The organism is Anaerolinea thermophila UNI-1 (genome assembly GCF_000199675.1).
GTDB lineage: Bacteria > Chloroflexota > Anaerolineae > Anaerolineales > Anaerolineaceae > Anaerolinea > Anaerolinea thermophila.
The window spans coordinates 2586579-2608740 of the sequence record NC_014960.1; the positions used below are offsets into that span (position 1 = coordinate 2586579).

At 54.1% G+C, this 22162-nt stretch carries 21 protein-coding genes; 16 read left to right on the forward strand and 5 right to left on the reverse strand.

Annotated elements, in window-relative coordinates; genetic code table 11:
* The 8 genes from ANT_RS11700 to ANT_RS11735 all read left to right on the forward strand — a co-directional run bounded on the left by ANT_RS11700 (nt 1) and on the right by ANT_RS11735 (nt 9842).
* A complete protein-coding gene (locus tag ANT_RS11700; RefSeq protein ID WP_013560735.1) occupies nt 1-1110 on the forward strand; it encodes a D-alanine--D-alanine ligase family protein in 1110 nt (369 codons plus the stop codon).
* Entirely contained in the window at nt 1107-2138 is a 1032-nt protein-coding gene (locus ANT_RS11705; RefSeq protein ID WP_013560736.1) for a cell division protein FtsQ/DivIB, read from the forward strand. Before ANT_RS11700 ends, ANT_RS11705 begins: the two co-directional genes overlap by 4 nt.
* Nucleotides 2139-2140: 2 nt before the next feature.
* Complete coding sequence (ftsA, locus tag ANT_RS11710) at nt 2141-3379, forward strand: cell division protein FtsA (RefSeq protein WP_155818137.1); 1239 nt, start codon at nt 2141-2143, stop codon at nt 3377-3379.
* 66 nt (nt 3380-3445) lie between these two features.
* Nucleotides 3446-4609, forward strand: coding sequence for a cell division protein FtsZ (gene ftsZ, locus ANT_RS11715; RefSeq protein ID WP_013560738.1), 1164 nt, complete (start codon nt 3446-3448; stop codon nt 4607-4609).
* A gap of 554 nt (nt 4610-5163) precedes the next feature.
* On the forward strand, nt 5164-5637 hold the full coding sequence (nrdR, locus tag ANT_RS11720) for a transcriptional regulator NrdR (protein WP_013560739.1): 474 nt from the start codon (nt 5164-5166) through the stop codon (nt 5635-5637).
* Complete coding sequence (locus ANT_RS11725; protein WP_013560740.1) at nt 5621-8227, forward strand: adenosylcobalamin-dependent ribonucleoside-diphosphate reductase; 2607 nt, start codon at nt 5621-5623, stop codon at nt 8225-8227. The genes nrdR and ANT_RS11725 overlap by 17 nt, the downstream gene beginning before the upstream one ends.
* A 56-nt stretch (nt 8228-8283) precedes the next feature.
* Nucleotides 8284-8553, forward strand: a complete 270-nt coding sequence (locus tag ANT_RS11730) for a hypothetical protein (RefSeq protein WP_041455015.1) — start codon at nt 8284-8286, stop codon at nt 8551-8553.
* 125 nt (nt 8554-8678) lie between these two features.
* On the forward strand, nt 8679-9842 hold the full coding sequence (locus ANT_RS11735) for a DUF362 domain-containing protein (RefSeq protein WP_013560742.1): 1164 nt from the start codon (nt 8679-8681) through the stop codon (nt 9840-9842).
* Nucleotides 9843-9912: 70 nt separating this feature from the next.
* Here ANT_RS11735 and ANT_RS11740 read toward each other — a convergent pair whose 3' ends face one another.
* Entirely contained in the window at nt 9913-11064 is a 1152-nt protein-coding gene (locus ANT_RS11740; protein WP_172634623.1) for a DUF3048 domain-containing protein, read from the reverse strand.
* 221 nt (nt 11065-11285) lie between these two features.
* On the opposite strand from ANT_RS11740, the gene ANT_RS11745 reads away from it, so the two are divergent.
* The 6 genes from ANT_RS11745 to ANT_RS11770 all read left to right on the forward strand — a co-directional run bounded on the left by ANT_RS11745 (nt 11286) and on the right by ANT_RS11770 (nt 16113).
* A complete protein-coding gene (locus tag ANT_RS11745; RefSeq protein WP_013560744.1) occupies nt 11286-12077 on the forward strand; it encodes a DUF2085 domain-containing protein in 792 nt (263 codons plus the stop codon).
* A 108-nt stretch (nt 12078-12185) separates the two neighbouring features.
* Nucleotides 12186-13127 (forward strand): 1-acyl-sn-glycerol-3-phosphate acyltransferase, encoded by a 942-nt coding sequence (locus tag ANT_RS16560; RefSeq protein WP_049784901.1) that lies wholly within the window; start codon nt 12186-12188, stop codon nt 13125-13127.
* Between the two features lie 121 nt (nt 13128-13248).
* Nucleotides 13249-14004 (forward strand): PHP domain-containing protein, encoded by a 756-nt coding sequence (locus tag ANT_RS11755; protein ID WP_013560746.1) that lies wholly within the window; start codon nt 13249-13251, stop codon nt 14002-14004.
* Between the two features lie 25 nt (nt 14005-14029).
* On the forward strand, nt 14030-15058 hold the full coding sequence (locus tag ANT_RS11760; RefSeq protein ID WP_013560747.1) for a glycosyltransferase family protein: 1029 nt from the start codon (nt 14030-14032) through the stop codon (nt 15056-15058).
* 81 nt (nt 15059-15139) lie between these two features.
* Nucleotides 15140-15712, forward strand: a complete 573-nt coding sequence (locus ANT_RS11765; protein WP_013560748.1) for a DUF4126 domain-containing protein — start codon at nt 15140-15142, stop codon at nt 15710-15712.
* Between the two features lie 11 nt (nt 15713-15723).
* Nucleotides 15724-16113, forward strand: a complete 390-nt coding sequence (locus ANT_RS11770) for a hypothetical protein (protein WP_013560749.1) — start codon at nt 15724-15726, stop codon at nt 16111-16113.
* A gap of 17 nt (nt 16114-16130) precedes the next feature.
* Here the strand turns inward: ANT_RS11770 and ANT_RS16565 are convergent, their stop codons facing one another.
* Together ANT_RS16565 and ANT_RS11780 are read right to left on the reverse strand one after the other, a co-directional pair.
* Entirely contained in the window at nt 16131-16625 is a 495-nt protein-coding gene (locus ANT_RS16565) for a ribonuclease FAU-1 family protein (protein ID WP_013560750.1), read from the reverse strand.
* The gene (locus ANT_RS11780; RefSeq protein ID WP_013560751.1) at nt 16622-17680 is read right to left on the reverse strand and encodes an ABC transporter ATP-binding protein; all 1059 of its coding nucleotides are present in this window, start codon (nt 17678-17680) and stop codon (nt 16622-16624) included. Before ANT_RS11780 ends, ANT_RS16565 begins: the two co-directional genes overlap by 4 nt.
* 335 nt (nt 17681-18015) lie before the next feature.
* On the opposite strand from ANT_RS11780, the gene serS reads away from it, so the two are divergent.
* Both serS and ANT_RS11790 read left to right on the forward strand, forming a co-directional pair.
* Entirely contained in the window at nt 18016-19290 is a 1275-nt protein-coding gene (gene serS / locus ANT_RS11785; protein WP_013560753.1) for a serine--tRNA ligase, read from the forward strand.
* Nucleotides 19291-19295: 5 nt separating this feature from the next.
* Entirely contained in the window at nt 19296-19799 is a 504-nt protein-coding gene (locus ANT_RS11790; RefSeq protein WP_013560754.1) for a DUF456 domain-containing protein, read from the forward strand.
* A 24-nt stretch (nt 19800-19823) separates the two neighbouring features.
* Here ANT_RS11790 and ANT_RS11795 read toward each other — a convergent pair whose 3' ends face one another.
* Nucleotides 19824-20435: a PHP domain-containing protein gene (locus tag ANT_RS11795; RefSeq protein ID WP_041455016.1), complete on the reverse strand. Its 612-nt coding sequence runs from the start codon at nt 20433-20435 to the stop codon at nt 19824-19826.
* Between the two features lie 10 nt (nt 20436-20445).
* The gene (locus ANT_RS11800) at nt 20446-22161 is read right to left on the reverse strand and encodes a GAF domain-containing protein (RefSeq protein ID WP_013560756.1); all 1716 of its coding nucleotides are present in this window, start codon (nt 22159-22161) and stop codon (nt 20446-20448) included.
* Nucleotide 22162 lies beyond the last annotated feature (1 nt).

Here is a 22162-nt window from a genome sequence, read left to right on the forward strand (position 1 = left end):
ATGGAGCGTAAGTTGCGCGTGGGTGTCATTTTTGGGGGCAGGTCAGGAGAACATGAGGTCTCGCTGATGTCTTCACGTTCGGTTTTGAACGTGTTGAGCCCCGAAAAATACGAGGTCACCCAGATAGGGATTACTTTAGAGGGAATGTGGGTTACCGGGGAAAATGTCTGGAAAGCCCTGAAAAGCGGTCAGGTGAAAGGTTTGTCGCAAGCCGTCCTGCTCCCCTACCCTGGCGAAACCATCCTCTACGCCCTGCGCAATGGTACGCTGGAACCTGTAACTACTCTGGATGTGATTTTCCCTGTTCTACACGGCACGTTTGGTGAAGACGGCACGCTCCAGGGATTGCTGGAAATGGCAGATTGCGCCTATGTAGGGGCAGGAGTGCTAGGCTCAGCGGTAGGCATGGATAAAGGACTGTTCAAGGATGTGATGCGCGCTCATGGTTTGCCAGTAGCCGATTCGGTGCTGGTAACCCGGAAGCAACTGGAACAGAACCTCTCAGAGGTCATCGAACAGGTGGAACGCCTGGGGGAATACCCCTTCTTCACCAAACCCGCCAACCTGGGCTCATCAGTGGGCATTACCAAGTGCCATTCACGTTCGGAATTGTACGAGGGTTTGCTGGAAGCGGCACGCTACGACCGTCGTATTCTCATCGAACGCGGCGTACCCGATGCCCGTGAGATTGAGGTGAGCGTGCTGGGGAACGACGAGCCGATTGCCTCGGTGCCGGGCGAGATTGTGCCAGGAGATGAATTCTACAGTTACGAAGCCAAATACCTGATGGAGACTTCCAAACTGCTCATCCCGGCACCCTTGAGCGAGGCTCTAAGTGAGAGAATTCGCCAACTGGCAATCCAGGCTTATCGCGCCATTGATTGTGCAGGAATGGCACGGGTGGACTTTCTGGTCAACCGCAATACCGGTGAATGCTTCATCAACGAAATCAACACCATCCCGGGCTTCACTGCCATCAGCATGTACCCAAAACTGTGGGAAGCCAGTGGGATTTCTTACACTGCACTGATTGACCGACTGATTGAACTGGCACTGGAGCGCAAAGCCGAACGGGATCGCACACAACGACATTACCGGAGGGGAGAATGAATCAGTCCAGGTCATCTAACCGTTCCAGGATTGAAGAACTGCGCCAGCGCAGGGCACAACGCACTACCCAGCGGGCAGATACGGCATCCCGTCGGGTAACTACCCCACCCCCGACAAGACCGGTGGTTGTTCGCAACACCACCTTTGGTACACCCATTCACCGGCAGGTGGCTACCCAACGACCACGGCGTACTTACTATGTGGCTACCGGCATGCCGGGCGTGGAGATGCGCCTCCCTTCGATCCCTGTCATTCGTCCAGGCTGGCGCGCTCTCTCGGCAATGATTGTGCTGGTTGCCCTGATTGGCATCTTCAGCCTGTGGGCTTCCCCCTTCTTCCAGGTGGATAGCGTTGCCCTTGAGGGCATGGAACGGCTCACAACCAGCGACCTTGAACCGGTGTTGAACCTGCGCAATCTTGCCATTGTGGAAGTGGATGCCGGGGCAGTGAAAGAAGAACTCATGCGGTTCTTCCCCGATCTGGAAAACGTTCAGGTGGTCGTGGGGCTTCCCAACACCGTGAAGGTCATTGTCCGAGAACGGCGTCCCATTCTGGCGTGGCAGAAAGAGGACCAGGTAATGTGGATTGACGCCAGCGGGATAATATTCCCCGCCAGAGGGACGGTGGAAGGACTACTGACCGTTTTCTCCAACGATACGCCCCCCCTGGCAGTTGCCCCGGTTGAGAACAATTCCGAGGGCGAAACTCAGGGAAATGCCTCTGCAGGCAACAGCAAACCAAGCCTCAAAACTGCCCCGGAACGCATGGAACCAAAAACCTTGCAAACCATTCAGAAACTGGCAACCCTGCTTCCGGAAAACTCGGTGATTGCCTACGATGAAATGAATGGAATCGGCTGGAAAACACCTGATGGATTACAGGTATACATTGGAAAGGATCTGGCAAATTTTGAGGTGAAATACAATATGGCAGAGCAAATTATCGCTCAGTTATACCAGCGAGGAATTTACCCGGCTCTGCTGAACGTTGCCGACCCCAATGCACCTTTCTATCGCATGGAGCAATGAAAATGGCGGATGAACCGATTGTAGTGGGAATTGATATTGGAACGACAAAAGTCTGTACGCTGGTTGCCCGTGTAGAGGGAGGAAGCAGTTTTCGCATCCTGGGCGTGGGCATTGAGCCTTCACAGGGCATTCGCAAAGGCACGATTGTGGACCTTCAAGCCGCCTCGCAGGCAATCGCTCGTTCCATCGAAAAGGCTGAACGCACCTCAGGGATGGAAATCACTTCGGCACTGGTCAGCCTGGCAGGCTCGCACGTGTCTTCGGTGAACAGCCGTGGTGTGGTTGGGATTGCCGGACGCGTCATTGACCAGGAAGATGTGTTCCGGGCACTGGATGCTGCACAAGCCGTTGCCATTCCCCACAACCGCGAGATCATTCATGTCATCCAGCGCGGGTTTGTGGTGGATGGTCAGGACGGCATCCGTATGCCTGTAGGGATGCACGGCTACCGCCTGGAGGTAGAAGCCCACATCATCACCGCTGCCGCATCTACGGTGGAGAATTTGCGCCAGTGTGTGCAGGCTTCGGGCGTGGAAGTGGTGCAATTTGTCCTCAATCCACTGGCTTCGGCAGAGGTGGTGCTTTCGGACACAGAACGTCAAATGGGTGTAGTGGTTTGTGACATTGGCGGCGGCACTACCGACATGGCAATTTACATTGACGGCGACATCTGGCATACCATGGTGCTGGGCATTGGTGGAAACCATATCACTTCGGATATTGCGCATGGCTTGCGCCTGCCACTCTCGCAAGCCGAAGAAATCAAGAAACTGTATGGACACGCTGTGCAGAGCGATATTCCCGAAAACGAAACCTTCTCGACACGCATTTTCGGGGAAGAGCGTCCGGTTGAAATCAGCCGCCGCGATCTGGCGATGATCATCGAAGCCCGCGTGGAAGAAATTTTTGATTTGATTTTGCAGGAAATCAAACGCTCCGGGTACGACGGGCTTTTGCCCGCAGGAGTTGTTTTGACCGGCGGAAGCAGTCTTCTGCCCGGCATACGCACGCTGGCAAGCCAGGTGATGGGACTTCCCGTGCGCATTGCCAAACCGGAAAACTTGCTGGGGCTGACCGATCAACTGAACTCCCCTGCCTACTCCACCAGTGTGGGACTGCTCAGCTGGGCCATGATGATGAGCGAGACACCGGCAGCAGCCGGAAAACGCTCCCGAAAGAAAGGAGGGTCCTCTGAATTTGGAGACTGGTTTAAATCCTTCCTTAAGCGTCTTTTACCTTAGCAGATTACCCCAATGGGGGATCGAGATGTTCATCAAGATTCGAGTCCAATCATGAGGAGGCACACCATGGACATGAACCAACCTTTGTCTGAATCCTTTGCCCGCATTAAAGTGGTGGGCGTGGGTGGCGGTGGATGTAACGCCGTCAACCGCATGATCGAAGAAGGCTTGCAGGGCATTGAATTCGTCGCCGTCAACACCGACGGACAGGCGCTGATGCTCTCCAAAGCCGATGTCCGCATCCGCATTGGCGACAAAGTAACCCGCGGACTGGGTGCGGGCGGCAACCCGGAGATGGGGCGTAAAGCCGCGGAAGAATCCGCCGAAGAACTGTATTCTGCGCTGAAGGGCGCTGATATGGTCTTCGTCACCGCAGGTATGGGCGGCGGCACCGGCACGGGGGCAGCCCCCATCATTGCACAAATTGCCAAGGAAGTAGGCGCTCTGACCATCGGTGTTGTCACCCGCCCGTTCACCTTTGAGGGAGCCCGGCGTGCCAAATCAGCCGAAGAAGGCATTGGCAACCTGAAGGAACACGCCGATACGCTGATCGTCATCCCCAACGACCGCCTGCTCCAGATGGTGGACAAACGCGCCAGTTTGCAGGATGCTTTCCGCCTTGCCGATGATGTCCTGCGGCAGGGTATTCAGGGTATTTCCGAACTGATCACCGTACCCGGATTGATCAACCTGGACTTTGCCGACGTGCGCGCCATCATGTCGGAAGGCGGCGCAGCCTTGATGGCAGTGGGGCATGCCAGCGGCGAGGACCGCGCCCGCATCGCCGCGGAGATGGCTATCTCCAGCCAGTTGCTCGACATCACCATTGACGGCGCCCGCGGTATCCTCTTCAACGTCACCGGTGGTCCGGACCTGACGCTGTTCGAGGTCAACCAGGCGGCAGCCATCATCAAGGAAACCGCTCACCCGGATGTTAACCTCATCTTTGGCGCTGTGATTGATCCCAAGATTGGCGACGAAATCCGCATCACGGTTATCGCCACGGGTTTTGATCGCAGCGGGGTTCGCCCGGCGGCAGAGCGACCGATGCGGGTGGAAAACAGCCAGGCGCCGCGTCCCCGCCCTGCGAGCACACCGGCGCCAGTGCAACCTGCTCCTGAGAGACCAACCCCTCTGCAAACGCCTGCACCGACAGAACATGACTTCAGCCGTGTTGTCAACACCGACGACTTTGACATCCCGGCGTTCCTGAGAAACCGCAAGCGGTAAATCCTTTCCTGTCCTCAGGCGAAGGATTAAGCACAGGTTGGTCTTGATCCACCACCTCTTTCTCGTGAGAGTGGTTGGGAAAAATGGGCATTGTGCCGTGCCCACTTTTCCCATTTAACCGGTAGAAATTTGCCCTCATCCACAGGGCTGTCTGGTTTCAACGGCCGGACAGCCCTTGAAATTTTTAAGAAACGATACCTAAAGGCAATGAAAAGGCTTTCAGAGGCATTACATTCCTTAAGGTTTTGTTAACAAAAAATGGGAAGAATTTCTCACCGTTTTCTTCCCCTACATTTGGAAGGAATCAGCCTTTGTGTAGCCGTTTCCCATAGATATTTTTTCCACATCTCATTGAGGAAGCCTGACTGCCCGGGTTGTTCAGGTGCATTGCATAAAAATTACATTTTTTTCTAGGACACAATTTTAAGACTGGAACACTTGTACCAGAAATTTGCTCATGCTACAATCTACTTGCCAGCATATATAGGGATATATTTTTTACTACTCCCATATATGGCGATCCATATCTAAATCATCGAGGGAGGAAACCATTTATGCGATGTCCATACTGCCAGAATGAAGACACCAAGGTGCTGGATACCACCCACGACAATCGCGGAATAGTGCGGCGGAGACGGGAATGTCTCTCCTGTCACCAGCGTTTTACTACACTGGAAAGACCCTTGCTGGCAACCCCCCTCATCATCAAAAAAGACGGCACCCGCGAAGAATTTGACCGCGAAAAACTTCTGCGGGGCATTCGCATCGCCTGCGCCAAACGACCGGTGCCTGCTTCGGCAATCGAGCGTCTGGTGGGAGAGATTGAGACCACCCTTCAGCGGATGGGAAAAGCCGAGGTAAACTCCCGCGTCATTGGCGACATGGTCATTGAAGGTTTACGTGGACTGGATCATATTGCCTACATTCGTTATGCCATCGTGTACCTGCAATTAGGCGATTTACATGCTATTCGGAATGAGATAGATCGTTTATTGAGTGAGGAGAGTAACAATGTCAAACCCCAGTAGTTCTACCCAAACCCGCTCGGGATTGCTCCCCATTCCCCCGCTACCGGAGGACTTACCGAAAATTGAGCTGACCGAAAATGCCCGTCAGGTGCTGATTCGGCGTTATGTGCGCCGTAATGATGACGGCACCCCCGCCGAAAGCGTGGATGAAATGTTCTGGCGGGTGGCTTATAACATTGCCAAAGTCGAGGTGTCCTTTGGCAACCCGGATGTCATGACACGGGCTCGAGAGTTCTATATTCTCTTAACCTCCAAAAAATTCTTCCCCAACTCGCCCACTTTCACCGGCGCCGGCACCCCCCTGGGACAGTTAGCCGCCTGTTTCGTCCTGCCCATTGTGGACGATATGGGACGGGACTCCATGGGCATTTTCCAAACCCTGCGTGATGCAGCATTGATTCAGCAAACTGGCGGAGGGAACGGCTTTTCCTTTTCCCGCCTGCGTCCAAAAGGTACAGTAGTCAAGTCATCCTCTGGTCAGGCAACCGGGCCGGTGGGCTTCCTGCGGGTGTACGACCATGCCTTTGGGGAAATTGCCCAGGGCGGTACCCGCCGTGGCGCTAACATGGGCGTGTTGCGGGTGGACCATCCGGATATCGAAGAGTTCATTACCTGCAAAACGGACGAGAATGCCATCACCAACTTCAACATCTCGGTGGGGATTACCGATGCCTTCATGCGCGCGGTCAAAGAGGATGCCGAATGGGAACTGCGCTTCCCGGATGTGACCGACCCGCGTTACCGCACCTTCCGCGGCACACTGGAACAAGCCGAACAGGAAGGCATTCCCATCCGCACCTACAAGAAAGTGCGTGCCCGCGATTTGTTCAACAAAATTGTTAAACAAGCCCATCATAATGGCGAGCCGGGAGTCCTGTTCCTGGATGCGGCCAACCGTTCCAACCCGGTACCTCACCTGTATCAGTTGGAAGCCACCAACCCCTGCGGAGAGCAATATCTGGGTCCCTATGAAAACTGTTGTCTGGGTTCAGTAAATCTGGCTCAGCATCTGGGAGACAATGGAACGGTGGATTGGGAAGGACTTCGCCAAAGTGTAGTGCTGTCCACCATTTTCCTGGATGATGTGGTGGAAGCCAATGCTTACGTTCCTGCCGTACCACAACTGCGCGAAGCCGCCATGCGCGCCCGCCGTATTGGACTGGGCATTATGGGACTGGCTGATTTAATGTACCACTGCGGCATCCGCTACGGATCGCCAGAAGGGCAGGAATTTGCCGCTCAGGTGATGGAATTCATCCGCTACCATGCCATGCAAACCTCTATTGAACTGGCGCAGCAACGCGGCGCCTTCCCGGCAATTCATGGCAGTATCTACGACCCTGAAAATCTGAAATGGGCTCCGCCTCAATCCATTGTGCCATACACCCACGACTACGGTCGTCCCCCCATTGATTGGGATATCATCACTGAAGGCATCCGAAAACACGGCATCCGCAACGCCGCTCAAACCACCATTGCTCCTACCGGCACGATTGCTACCGTGGCTGGATGTGAGGGCTACGGGTGTGAACCGGTGTTTGCACTGGCGTACATTCGCCACGTCAATGACAACGGCAAAGACCTGCAGTTAATTTATGCCTCCCCCGCTTTTGAAAAAGCCATTGCCAGGGCAGGAATTGAAGCCGAAAAACGCCAGGAAATTCTGGAGCAAATCATGCGGGAAGGCACCTGCCAGCACATCAAGGATTTGCCCGAAGCCATTCGCAACGTTTTTGTCGTCTCGGCAGATATCACTGCCGAAGAGCATGTGCGCATGCAGGCAGCATTGCAAGCCTTTGTGGATAACTCCCTGAGCAAAACCATCAACTTCCCTGAAGGCGCAACCGAAGAAGATGTAGCAACGGCTTACATGCTGGCATGGGAACTGGGGTGCAAAGGTATTACCGTGTATGTGACCGGCTCACGCGAGAAAGTAGTGCTGGAAACGCTGAAAACTGCCGAAAAGAAAAAAGGCGAAACAGACGAGAAGGAAGAGGTAGAAAAGTCCCCTGTGCCACAACCGCTGATGCTGTGGCAGGAAACCAAAAAACCGCGTCCACAAATCCTGCCGGGATACACCCTGAATATCGACACCCCGCTTGGGAAAACCTTCGTCACCATCAACGAAAACGGCGGAGGACAACCCTTTGAGGTGTTCCTCAACTCCGCCAAAGCCGGATCCGATACCGCCGCTGTTTCCGAAGCCATTGGCAGGTTAATCAGTTACATTTTGCGTATGGCATCGCCCATCCCGCCCATTGACCGCCTGCGCGAGGTAATTCACCAGTTAAGCGGAATTGGCGGCGGACGCTCGCTGGGGTTCGGGCCCAACCGTGTGCGCTCACTGCCGGATGGAATTGCTCAGGCACTGGAACGTTATTATGACATGTGGCACGAGCGCCATACAACATCACATGCAAGCAAAGAAGAGATGCCGCAAAACGGTAATGGGACGCATACCGAAAGCCCGTCAAGCAGTGCGCTCCCCTTGTTCAAAATCGGAGATTTGTGCCCCGAGTGCGGACAGGCAAGCGTGGTCAACGAAGAGGGATGCAGGAAGTGTTATTCCTGCGGATACAGTGAATGCTGAATAGATGTACAATCAGGTGGAGGGAACTCCACCTGATTGTTTTTTTCGAGGCAAACATGAAAAATCGAATGCTGGTATGGATCTTACTGGGCTTTCTGATTTTGCTGTTTGTATTCTTTCTGCTGTTAGCCTCCTCCCTCTTGCCTGAAGAAACACGCCAGAGCCTTTTCACCTCTTTTCAAGAGGCACAAAAGCGCATCACCGACACCACCAGCCTGATGGGGGAAACCATTGCCGATGGGATTGCGCGCCTTGGGCAAGCCGTGCTGGCAATTGTGGAAGCCGCACTGAATTCCATTCAGTTCAAGGGGGATCCCGCTCCATAAATGCAACTTCTGAAAACGCTTTCGATTTCTGGAAAGTTTTGTATAATATATTCATCCCATTCTGTTATCGGTAACAACATTTCTTATCCCCTTAAACCCAAACTGCTTAAAAAGGAGTGAAAAAAATGGCAAGCAAAGTGTATTGGGGTTCGCCCCGTCAGGCAAAACTGGAAGCCCGCGAAACGTTACCGGCAAAACTGGACCTGATTATTGACGCCCTGCATCTGCGCGATCGGGTGAAAAAAGAACTGGTGGTCATCAAAATGCATACCGGGAATAACATTGGATATTCTACGGTTCACCCGGTATTCATTCGAAAAGTCGTGCAAGCCGTGAAGGACGGCGGTGGTGAACCCATCGTTGCCGATGTGGAATGGGACGTGCATGCCGCTCACAGTCGGGGTTATACTTCCGAAACGCTGGGCTGTCCCATCTATCCGGTGTCCGGACCGGCGGACAAGTACTACTACACCCATCGCCGCCCGTATAAGAGCATTGAAGAATGGCGCCTGGGCGGGCTGATTCAGGATGCCACCTTCCTCATCAATTTTGCCCATGCCAAAGGACATCCTTCCTGCGGATATGGCGGCGCCTTCAAGAACCTGGCACTGGGATGCATGTCTGGAAAGACCCGCTCCGCCATGCACGATGTGATGCATTACGACCAGTACTGGTTCCCCGAAGCCTGCCCCGATGAAGCCTCCCGCAAAGCCATCATCGAGTCCTGCCCGTTTGGCGCAATTGTGCAGGACCGCGACAACCCGGAAGGATTGCATCTGCACTTTGAGGGATGCAATCAATGCGGGCGCTGTTTGAAGGTGGCGCCTCCCGGCAGTCTGAAGATTGATCCGGTGAACTTCCACAGTTTCCAGGAAGCCATGGCCATCAGCACCAGCATTACCCTCTCCACCTTCGAACCGGGGAAAGCGGTGCATTTTGTCCTTGCCACCCACATGACGCCGGTATGCGACTGCTTCGGCTTTACCAGCATGCCCATTCTGCCGGATGCCGGCATCTTTGGTTCGGATGATATTGTGGCGCTCGACCAGGCAGTGCTGGACATGACCGCCAAGACACCGCTGATTGAGGAAAACGTACCTACTTCCATGGAAGTGCACACCCGCGAGGGACACCCCTTGCGCTGGTTACATGGCCCGTACAAAGACCCCTACAAGGTAGTGGAATACGGCGAAAAACTGGGCTTGGGCTCGCGCGAGTACGAATTAATTGACGTCCTGCCCGTGCAACAGTTCCAGCGCACTTCGGTCACCTATATCCCCGCCAACTAACCTTTTGTAACAAAAAACATCCCCCTGCGAGGAACATCTCCCAGGGGGATGCTGTTTTTATGGGACGGACTTATGGCGCAATGGCGAAGGTGAAACGATAACCATTATCGGTTTTTTCCACTTTGGAAGACGCGCCAATCACTTCAAACCAGGTCTGTCCCGGCTTAAAGGGGAAAGGCTTCCCCTGTTCATCCAGCAGGGTCAACGGTGCATCCTGTTTTGGGCGGCTCCACTGGGCTTTGTAGATTTTGCCATCGCGGGCAACATAGGCAGCGCCGGTACCGCCGGAATAGATTTGCCCATCGCACCCCCGATACGAACCCGCTGAGGCGTCCATCTTCATATCCAGCACTTCGATTTCGGTGGATTTAAAGAAATATTCGTGCGGAACACATAAGGTCACGACGGTATCGGCGGCAATGGGCTGACTGGTCAGGGCATCGGTCAACTGCACATACTGCGGATTGTTGCGGTTAACATCGTCCTTGGCGTCCACAAAACGCAGGTAACGCCCGGTCGCAGGATCATAATCCCAGCGATTGTAAATGGCTCCCGAGTAACGCACATAAACCTGTTCTCCGGTTTCTCCGCCCGCCGGGGCTTGCAGGTTAAAGTACATACCCTCCAGCGGCTGGCGGGAGTTGTCCACATTGCGGGTTTTGAGATAAGCGCCCAATTCACGGGTGTTTGCCATCAGGAAATTGCGTCCCTGAGGCTCAAAGCGGCACAACGCCGGGCAGGATTGGGGGTTTTCCAGCACCATGCGTGGGGCAAAATCGGAGTTGGCAAAACGTTCAAAAACCGCCGAATAGGCACTGCCAAAGATAAACACCGCCCGGTACATCTGCACCACATTTACATCGAAAAAGCGCCCGGAGCGAATAGGACCAACTTTTTCAGCATCCTGCCCGTAAAAAATTGCCGCAAAGCGGGTTGTGCCCTGTTCGGTGTAATATTCATACACCAGATCGGCAAGGCTTAAGCCGTACTGCGGGCGATGCTCACGGGGCAAATTTTCCACCTTAATCACCACCGGACGCCGATTCAACAGGTTGGGATCGGCAACGCGCAAGCCGGTCAGGGGATTGACATCGGCAGGGAATCCGCTGGGTCCATAACCTTCCAGGGGATAATCGGGAAGCGAGGTTGCCGTTGGCTCAGGCGTACTGCTGGGCGCCAGAGTAGCGGTAGGCGGAAGGGGAGAAGGTGTTAAAGTCGCCACAGGCACCAAGGTTGCTGTAGGGGAAAAGACAGAGGGGGTCGCCCGGGCACAGGAACTTAACAAGAACACGAGCAGCAATAATCCAACGAGGGGGTATTTTTTTCTCCATTCCATATTCAAACCTCAGGGGTAAACTGGGCTTTATCATACCCCTTAAACGAGATTTTTGCTAATAAAGTTCCGAAACATGAATACGTTTTCCCTCTGTTATAATCCATGCCATGCAGTTCTCCCTGCGCTGGAAAATCGCAATCATTACTGCTACCGCCGCGCTTCTGCTGACCTGGCTGGTCAAAACCCCGCCCGGGTTGCTGGGCAAGATGGATGCGGTGGGTTATGCCGTATGCCACCGCGCGCCGGCGCGCTCCTTCTGGCTGGAGGACCGCCCCACCCCGGTCTGCGCGCGCTGTTCCGGGACTTTTCTCGGGAGCGGGCTGAGCCTGGTATATATTCTGCGGAAGGGCAAGCGTGCGCTTTTTCCTCCCCGCTGGATGATGATGGTTTTTGCCGGGTTTGCATTGTTCTTTGCTCTGGACGGAGCCAATTCTTTTCTCAGCGCCTTACCGGGACTCTCTTCCCTGTATTCCCCGAACAACCCCCTGCGTTTGGTTAGCGGTACCTTGCTGGGTCTGGCAGTAGGCAGTGTGCTGGCGCCAACCTTCCATCAAACCGTGTGGAAAGACAGTTTGCCTCAACCGGCGCTTACGAGTATTCGTGAGGGAGGAACACTGCTGGGACTGGCATTGGCCATGGACGCAGCCATCCTGAGCGAAATCCCTTTGCTGCTTTATCCGCTGGCAGTCTTAAGTGGCATCAGCGTACTGGGTTTGTTGAGCATCGCCTATGCCTTACTCTGGATTCTCCTGGCACAAAGCGAAAACCGCTTCAGCGAGTGGAAGGAACTCTGGATATTTCTGTGGCTGGGTTTCCTGACGGCTCTACTGCAAATCTCATTGATGGATGCCGGGCGCTTCTGGCTTACCGGAACTTGGGACGGATTTCCCCTCCCGTAACCCCGATTAACGCCTCTTAACCTTTCGATTACCTGTTGTTCTCCACCATCCTGCCATTCTTCGCTATCCTGTTAAACAGCAAGTATTGTCTGGGACAGGATCGTGAAAATGAACAGCAAACATGCCGCTTCTCTCTTTTTGCAAAGCCCACAGCCTTCCCTGGAACATCTATTGATAACTGATGTCCTTGAGGCAATCCGCTTTTCGAAATCTCCGCTCCTTTCTGCCGCGCTGACTCGATGGCTTACGCCACCGGTTCGGGAGATTGCCCGGCTTGCCCGAGCCTTTGACGAAGATGTTCATCGGGTAGGCCTCCACGAAGCCGCACGACGTTTTCTGCCACAAATGATCCCCTTACCGGTCTTCAAAGGGGGAGAAGACCTTCCTCTCCAAGGCCCATTGCTTTTGTTAGCCAATCACCCCGGAACTATCGACGCTCTGCTGGTACTTTCCAGAGTTCCCAGAGATGACATTAAACTGGTAGCCAGCGACCGCCCTTTTTTCCGGGCTTTGCCTGCCTTTTCTACTTACCTGATTTTTTCCAGTCGCGTGGACCGTCTGGCAAAAGCCAGTGTGGTACGCCAGGCCATTCGGCACTTACAGTCCGGGGGGGTGTTATTTCTGTTTCCGGCGGGGCGGCTGGAACCAGACCCCGCCAGAGAAGCAGACAAAGCCTTGCAAGCCATTAACGAGTGGTCTTCCAGCATTGAAGCCATTCTTTCCCGAGCACCCTCCACACAAGTCCAGGTAGCAATGGTGTCCAACTTAATCACCCCAAACGCTATGAAGCATCCTTTCACAAAACTTCAAAAAGATACTTACAAAGCGCGCATTACAGCCGAAGTTCTGCAACTCTGGGCTCAAATGCAGTTCAAACGCATTCCTCCCCTAACCCCTCAGGTCGTGTTCAGCCCGGTTTTCTCCCTCCAGGAACTGCAACTTCTTCATGAATCCCCCTGGGCTGCCATTCAAGCCATTGCTCGCAACCTCATTCGTCTGAAGAGTGCCCCACCTTTCCCCGTAATTTCGCCCTTAACATCTATTCCATAAGCCTGAGATTTTGCAGGTTCTTAATCCCGCACACATCAAACCTTATCCTGCCATTAAAAACCGGTTAAACAAAAGAGGGTACATTGATGGCAGAAAACTTCTCAAAATCAGGATAAGGATTATGGGATTAGCCGATTTACACATCCATACCATCTACAGTTACGACGGGACCTGTTCCGTCCCTGCCGTTCTCAAACACGTAAAAACACAAACCCTTTTAGACGTTATTGCCATCACCGATCATGACTCCATTCGTGGGGCTTTAGAAGCCCTGGATCGAGCATCGGCGTATCATCTTGAAGTCATTCCGGGGTGTGAGGTTTCCACCCGGGATGGCCATGTACTGGCATTGTTTATTGAAAAACCCATTCCGCCTCACCTTTCGCTGAAAGAGACCGTCCTGCGCGTGGGCGAACAGGGCGGAATTTGTATTGCCGCACATCCCACCGCCCCCGGGACGTCAAGCCTTGACTTCAAGACCATCCAGGAGGCACTTCAGGATCCTGATGTGCGCCGCATTCTGGTAGGGGTGGAGGCTTTCAATGGCGGGCTGGTTTACACCCGCCAGAACCCCATGGTGGAAAAACAAGCCCAAAGCCTCCCACTGGCAATGGTGGGCAACAGCGATGCCCACATCCTGCGAATGATTGGACAGGGCGCCACCCACTTTCCTGGAAACACCGCTCAGGAACTGCGTCATGCTCTGGAGACGCGAAGCACTGCGGTATTCAAAGGCAATGGATTGAGCGGCTTGAATGTAATGCGCGACTATCTACCCCACTTCTTCTTACGGAAAATAGGCTGGGTGACCCACAATCCCCATCCACAGGCACCTCTGCGATTTGAACGCTTATCCCGCGTGATGACCTCTCAATAAAATCATTCTTCTCCAGGGATGTGCCATGAAACCGAATGTACTTTTGATCTGTGGCTCCCTCAACCAGACAACCATCATGCACCAGATTGGACGGCAACTGGAAGAGTGCCATGTATATTACACACCCTTCTACGCAGATGGATTTCTGGGGTTGCTCAGCAAATTGGGAGTAACCAACTTCACCATTCTGGGAGGACGCCACCGCCGGGATACCGAGAACTACCTCAAAACCCATCAACTGCCGGTAGATTTTGGAGGCAAGTCTCGACATTACGATTTGGTTATCACCGGAACAGACCTGATCATCCAGCGCAATCTTCGTGGGAAACGCATCCTTCTGGTACAGGAAGGCATGCTGGAGCCAGAAGGATGGCGGTATCACCTCACCCGGGCGCTGAGGTTGCCCCGTTTCTTCGCCAACACCGCCGCTACCGGACTTTCTGACGCATATCACCGGTTTTGTGTGGCTTCAAACGGCTACCGTGAGGTATTCATTCGCAAGGGGGTCAACCCTGCCAAAATTGTGGTCACGGGCATTCCCAATTTTGACAATGCGGTTTCTTATCTCAAGAATGATTTTCCTCTGCGCGGCTACGTGCTGGTAGCAACCTCGGCTACCCGTGAGACCATGCGCTACCACAATCGTCTCAACTTTTTACTTAAGGTCAAATCACATACCAACGGTAAACCCGTCATCTTTAAACTGCATCCTAACGAAAATATCCCCACTGCCACACGCGAAATCCGCCAATTCTTTCCAGACGCTCCAATTTATGTGGAGGGGAATGTGCATCACATGATTGCCAATTGCGACATGTTGATTGCACAAAACACGTCTGCCATCTTTACCGCTGTAGCCCTGGGGAAACCCGTGATTTCCGACCTGGACACAGAAACCCTCAGGAAACTGCTGCCCCTGCAAAACGGAGGAAAATCTGCCGAGCGCATTGCCGAAGTGGCTCGCCAATTGCTGGCAACGCCTCTCCATGAACTGGAAAAACAAAGCGTCAGGCCCTCGCTCTCGCCGCAGTGGAAACTACCACCTTTCTTTTAGAGACTTTCCATCCTTGACTTTCTTGCCCTGGAATAAAGGTATAATCATGTTGTACATGTTTCCAGAATAAGAGGTTGACGGATGGAAATTTTTTCGGCTTTCGGGCTTTCTGCCAGCGCGGGATTGAACGCCTATATCCCCTTGCTGATTGTTGCCCTGCTGGCAAAATTCACTCCCTGGATTCGTCTGAACGAGCCATGGGATGCTCTCACTTCCTGGTGGGTGATTGGATTGCTGGTCGTGCTGTCCGTCATCGAGTTCTTTGCCGATAAAATCCCCGCAGTCAACCATATCAACGACGCCATCCAAACTTTCATCCGACCGGCAGCCGGCGCCATTGTCTTTGCCGCCTCCACCAGCGTGGTAAAAGAAATTCACCCTGTGCTTGCTATCTCAGCCGGGATTCTGGTTGCCGGAGGGGTGCACGCCGCCAAGTCGCTGGTACTGCGCCCGGCAGTAACAGCCGTGAGCGGCGGGACGGCAAACGTTCCCGTCAGCATGGCAGAGGACGTAATTTCCACCATTCTCTCCATCCTCTCAGTGGTTGTCCCTGTGCTCATTGCATGTATACTAATATTGGTAACAACCACCATCCTGTGGATGTGGCTGCGCAAAATCCGCTCTACCTCATCTGTGCCAAAAACCAGAACCTGAAGGAGATCTCTATGAGCGACGAACCCAAACCGCTTGACGCTCTGACGCCGGAAGAACCGCCTTCTCAGCCTGAAACCGGGGAAACCGAAACCCCTGAACTCTTCACACCCCCACCTCTGGATGCCAGCCCGGAGCCTTACACAGCGCCATCGCCTGAAGAAGCCAAAGCCCCCGAGGCGCCTTTTGCCCCCCCAGAACCCCCGCCCACACAGGCACCTTCCACAATTCCCACCCCTTCACCCCAGAAGAAGGGGCTTGCCTGGTGGGTCATCGTGCTGATAGTACTGGTGGTGCTGTGTTGTTGCTGTGTCGCCACAGGATTAATTGGTTGGGGGCTGTACCGGATGCTGGAAGAACAGGGGGTAGTTTCCAATCTCCTCCTGTTCATCAGACTCGTTTAGGCGTGAATTTCATCCACTTACAGAGCAGAGGGATTTCCCCTGCTCTGTTTTTCTATGCGAAAGCCACGGCGAGGGTCAACCAGTTGTTTGAGATCTTCCAGCGCCTGAGAGGCTTGTTTTTTTACCTCTTCAGAAAGGTTCAATTCGGCAAACTCGTCTTCATCGAGTACCTGTTGCCTCCCATTCGGGTAGACCAGTAAATCCAGCGCCAGATCTACGTAACGAATTTCGCCATCCACGATTTCCGGCGGAAGACAAACATTGCAATACCACCCTTTGATGGCCTCACTTTTGCCGTCATGAATCTGGAAAATGTTGTACCATCGGTAACGAAAGTAAATCTCTACAAAGCGGTCACCGGGGTTCAAGAGGATGTCCTTCAGCCTCCACACCGGACGGTCAAAGTAAGCTTCGACCAGAATTGCATCTTCTGTTTCCTCTAAAACCACGGCGGGATAACGCCATTTTTCCATGCCGGAAGGCTCTAACTTTCGCACAATCACCTGTCTCATTGCTCCTCACTCTCTGGATACACCCGAACGGCTTGCGGCTCAAGCGTTACCCCAACTCGCTCACCCACACGCACCGAGTGGCTTATATGGAACAGCAACCGTCTGTGGTGCCGGGTAAGCAACTCCACCCGAAAACTATCCCCACGAAAGGTCACATCTTCCACCACTGCCGAAAAAAGCGCTCTGGAATCGTCTGGAGCCAGCAGTTCCACGCCCACCCATTGCAAAAGCACGGCCACCGCCTCTCCCGGCGACAGGAAACGTCCATCTGCAGAAACACCACCCAGCCTGCCTTCAGGGGTTTCCACCAGCAAGGGATCTGACTGAATCACACGCCCCGGCAGTACATTGGACTGCCCGAGGAAACGCGCCGCCCACAACGACACCGGCTGACTGTACACATCCTGCGGAGTTCCTTCCTGCTCAATTTTGCCCTCATGAAGCAAAATCAGCCGGTCTGCCAGGGCAAAGGCTTCTTCCTGGTCATGGGTGACGTAAATTGCAGGAATACGGGTGGTATGCAACAGATGGCGCAAATCTTCCAGCAATTCCTCGCGTAAGGTGCGATCCAGAGCCCCTAAAGGCTCATCCAGCATCAGCAGGCGCGGACGCGGCGCCAACGCGCGCGCCAGGGCTACCCGCTGTTGTTCACCGCCGGATAAATCGGTCACGCGGCGCCGGCTGAAGGCTTCCATATTCACCAGGCTTAAGGCTTCGGCTGTGCGCCGATGAATCTCTTCGCGCGGTAACCCCGCCATACGCAAACCAAAGGCGACATTCTCAAACACATTCAAATGAGGAAATAAAGCATAATCCTGAAACATCAGCCCAAACTCACGGCGGTGAGCAGGGATACCGCTCAGGTCTTCCCCATTCCAGAGAATTTGTCCGCTTTCAGATTCTTCCAGCCCGGCAATGATGCGCAGAAGCGTGCTTTTCCCACTGCCGGAAGGTCCCAGCAGTGCCAGCGTTTCCCCTTCTGAAAGGGTAAAACTGACCCCCTGAAGGAGCGGTTTGCCTTCGTATTGTTTATAAATTTCCCGCACTTCAAGCATGCAGGCAATTATAAATCAGCCCCTTCAGTCGTGATATAATCAATACAAAGATCCGCCCAGGAACAGCGTGTTAAGCCCACTTCTCAGAGAGCCGCGGAAGGTGCGATGCGGCAGGCAGGGAAACACTCTCCACCCCGGCAGTCGCCAGGAGTTCTGGCGGCAGATTGTCTTCGCAGGAGCCTGAACGGCTGTAAGAAGACCGGCGCATCCCGTTATCGGCACAAAGAGGCTGGATTTTCTCCAGCAAAAGCAGGTGGCACCACGAGCGCCCCCCTCGTCCTGCATCGCGATGGGGGCGTTTGATTTACGACCATCAAATTTGAGTGGAGGTGCTGATGTTGGATATCAACCTGTTTCGAGAAACCCCCGATGTTGTTCGCGAAGCCCTGCGTCACCGGCAAATGGACGACAGCGTGGTGGACCGCGTCATCGAACTGGATCAGCAACGGCGCGCTAACCTGACGCGCGTGGAAGCCCTGAAAGCCGAACGCAATGCTGTTTCCAAAGAAATTGGCAAAACTAAAGACCCCGCAGAACGACAGGCAAAAATTGAAGCCATGCGCCAGGTGGGCGATGAAATCACCGCACTGGATGAAGCCGTGCGCAAAATTGAAGAGGAACTGGAAAGCACACTGGCGCAGATTCCCAATCTTCCCCTGCCTGAAATTCCTGTAGGAGAAAGCGAACACCAGAATCAGGTCATCAAGACTGTCGGTACGCCCAAAACGTTCGATTTTACCCCCTTGCCCCATTGGGAATTGGGTCCCAAATTGGGCATTCTGGACTTCGAACGCGGGGTAAAAATCACCGGTTCACGCTTCTACGTCTTGAGCGGCGCCGGCGCGCGCCTGCAGCGTGCGCTCATCGCCTGGATGCTCGATCTGCACATCCGCCAGGGGTACCGCGAAGCCTACCTGCCCTTCATGGTCAAAGGCGATACCCTGTATGCTTCCGGACAACTGCCCAAATTCCGCGACAACCTCTACCACGACATTGAAGAAGACTTGTGGATGGTGCCTACTGCTGAAGTCCCCCTGACGGGATTGCACATGGGTGAAGTGCTGGACGAAAAGCAACTGCCCCTGCGCTACACGGCTTACACCCCCTGCTTCCGACGCGAAAAGATGAGCGCCGGGCGCGATGTGCGCGGCATCAAACGCGGGCATCAATTTGACAAAGTGGAGATGTACATCTACAGCAAACCCGAAGACTCGATGAAGGAATTGCAAAAAATGCTGGCAGATGCCGAGCAAACCTGCGCTGAACTGGGACTGGCTTACCGCGTGGTGCAGTTATGCACCGGTGATCTGGGCTTTGGCGCAGCCATCACCTACGATCTGGAAGTCTGGGCGCCTGGATGCGGCGAATGGCTGGAAGTCTCTTCGGTGTCCAACGATACCGACTTCCAGGCACGCCGCGCGGGCATCAAATACCGCCCGGAAGACGGCGGAAAGCCGCGTCTTCTGCACACCCTGAACGGCTCGGGATTGGGCTTGCCACGCACCCTGATCGCAGTGATGGAGAACTACCAGCAAGCCGACGGCTCCATCGTCGTACCGGAAGTGCTCCGCCCATGGATGGGTGGAGTCGATGTCATTCGCCCGGAATAAATCTTATGGAATTTACGGAACTGCTACGCTACTCGTTTTATGCCATCATCCTCTCGGTGATGCTCTTTGGGTTACTGGGGCTGATCATCCCTATCCTGCCCGGACTGGTAATTATCTGGGTTGCTGCGCTGGTTTTCGGCATCGTTGAGGGCTTTTCCTCCGCAGGATGGGTTTTCTTTGCCGCCATGACTGTGCTGATGCTGGTCGGAAGTGTCATTGACAACTTCATCATGGGTGCCAGTGCCCGCCAGAAAGGCGCGCCGTGGACAACTATCCTGGTAGCCCTGGTGCTGGGCATTGTGGGCAGTGTCCTTTTGCCCCCCTTTGGCGGGGTCATTGCTGCCCTGCTGGGGCTGTTCGGGCTGGAGTATTACCGCCAGCGAGACTGGCGCAAAGCGCTGGATACCACCACCGGCATGGCAGTAGGATGCGGCGGCGCAGTGCTGATTCGCGCCGGTATGGGGGTGATCATGATTATCCTGTGGTTGATCTGGGCGTTGCGCTTCTAAGTTTGACGGAGATGAGGACCTCCCTCATCTCCGTTGTTTTTCAGCGCAGGGGGTCAAGGTCTTAAGGGCACGCAGGCTTTCCAGAAGCGCGGTCTCTCCATCCGGGTAACCGGGGAGTTCGTTATAGTACTGCCCCATCATGCGTACATGATGGGAGTCGGAATTTTGAAACAATCCCAAGCCATACTGACAAGCCAGGCGGATGATGTCCTCCTGGCGTTCCACTGGAGTGTTGTGCGAACGGAACTCCACGCCATCGGGAGGATATTTTTCCAAATCCACATGGATAAGCGGTTCCCAGCGGAAGGGGTGCGCCAGGATGATCACCCCACCGCGGTCACGCACAAAGTGCCACAAATCCGGGTACGTCCACAAACGGCGTTCAATTCTGGGGTCCTGAACCCCAAAGACGAGCCAGTCCTCTTTATCCGCGGTAATCTCAATTCCACTGTAAACACGAAATGGAGCAAATTGCTCGTTAAACGCAGCCAGTTCACCTGAAGGCACCAGGCGAAAATGGTCGGTAAAGGCGATGGCATCCAGCCCGTGTTCAATGGCGGCGCGAATCTGGCTCTCGGCATTGCTCACCGCGCACGAGGAACGCTCACTGCAATGAACATGTAAATCAATTTTCAAATTCTTTCCCTCACGACTTCAGTTTCAACACTTCTACCACCACAACCGGCTCGCGCTTGCCGTAAGCCTGGATGGGGAACACACCGCTGACCTCTACGGCATCGGCGATGCGTTGATAAGCACTGCGGCTGATAAGCACCTGCCCGGCACTGGCATTTTCCTGAATACGGCGGGCGGTATTGACACAATCGCCAATGGCGGTGTAATCCATGCGCTTTTCGGTGCCAATAAGTCCCAAAATGGCTTCGCCAGTATGAATGCCCACCCCAAAAGAAAGTTTTGCCGCGACGGGTATTTCTTGATTGAGCCGTTCTACCGCTTCTTTCAGTCGCAGCCCTGCCCGCACTGCCCGCAGAGTATGATCGGGTTGAGGAACGGGAGCATTAAACCATGCCATGACGGCATCGCCGAGGAATTTATCTACCGTCCCGCCTTCAGCAAGGATAATTTCCGCTGCCAGTCCCAGGTAACGGTTCAGCACCTGAACCAGTTCTTCAGGCGAAACCATTTCCCCATAACTGGTAAAGCCACGAATGTCGGCAAACAGGGTAGTGATTTCCCGTTTTTGCCCGCCAGGTTTGATTTCTTCCGTATCGATTTGTTCGATGATTGCCGGGGAAACCATGCGCTCAAACAAACGTTGCTGGGCTTCGAGACGACGCTGTTCAGTAAGGTCTTCCACCACAATGGCAACACCCTGTAAGATCCTCTGTTCATTGCGCAGAGGAGACAGGTTGAAGCGCAAGGCAACCCGCCCTTTTTCTTTCAAGTCGGGAGACATCTCCAACCCCATCACCGTATGCCCGAAGCGCAGAACCTGATTCATGTGCTCATCCAGCGCAGGCAGGATGGCAGAGAGATTCGTCCCCACCAGCGCGGAGATAGGCTGACGCAGGATTTCGGCGGCGGCGCGGTTGCAGAGCAAAATGCGTTTATCAGGGTCAACGGTAATCACTCCGCTGGGAATGGACGCCAGCACGTTGTCCATCAGTGTTTTCAATTCAGTCACCTGTTTCAAGGTCTGGCGCACCGAAGCAAATAAACGGGCGTTTTCGATGGCTACAGCGGCTTGATTGGCAAAGCCGGTAAGCAATTCAAGATGGCGGCGGGTAAACACCCCACTGCGCACCCGGTTGTCGGCATAAATCACGCCAACCAGTTCCTGTTTCACCCAAAGCGGCACGCAGAGAATGGCGCGTAAATTATGGGCAACCACACTGTCCTGGGTATGAAAACGGGGATCTTCCTGCGCATCGGTGGTGATAATCGGCTGTCCTTCTTTGACCACCCGATTGATAATGGTACGGCTTACGGCAAACTCAGACCTGGAAAGATTTTCACGCTCCCAATTTCGCCCGATGAGGACTTCCAGTTCTCCCGAACGTGCATTGCGCATCATCAGGAACCCTCGCTCTGCGCCGGTCAGGCGAATGATCGTATCCATCACCACCTGCAAAACCTGATCCAGTTCCAGCGAAGAATTTACTACCTGCCCCACCTGCGCCAGAGCGCGCAGATTGCGCCATTCCCCTTCCAGGGCATTGACCTGCTTGCGCAATTCAGGGAGTTCCTTTGCCATCTCCCCCACCGCCTGATAGACGCGATCGGGGATGAAAGCAGGACGATGCACAGAAAGATAGGAATGCACCTCATTAAACAAGGCAATCAGCGCGGCTAACTGCGCATCCAGCGATACCAGTGTGGATGTTGTCAGAGAACTGATCAAG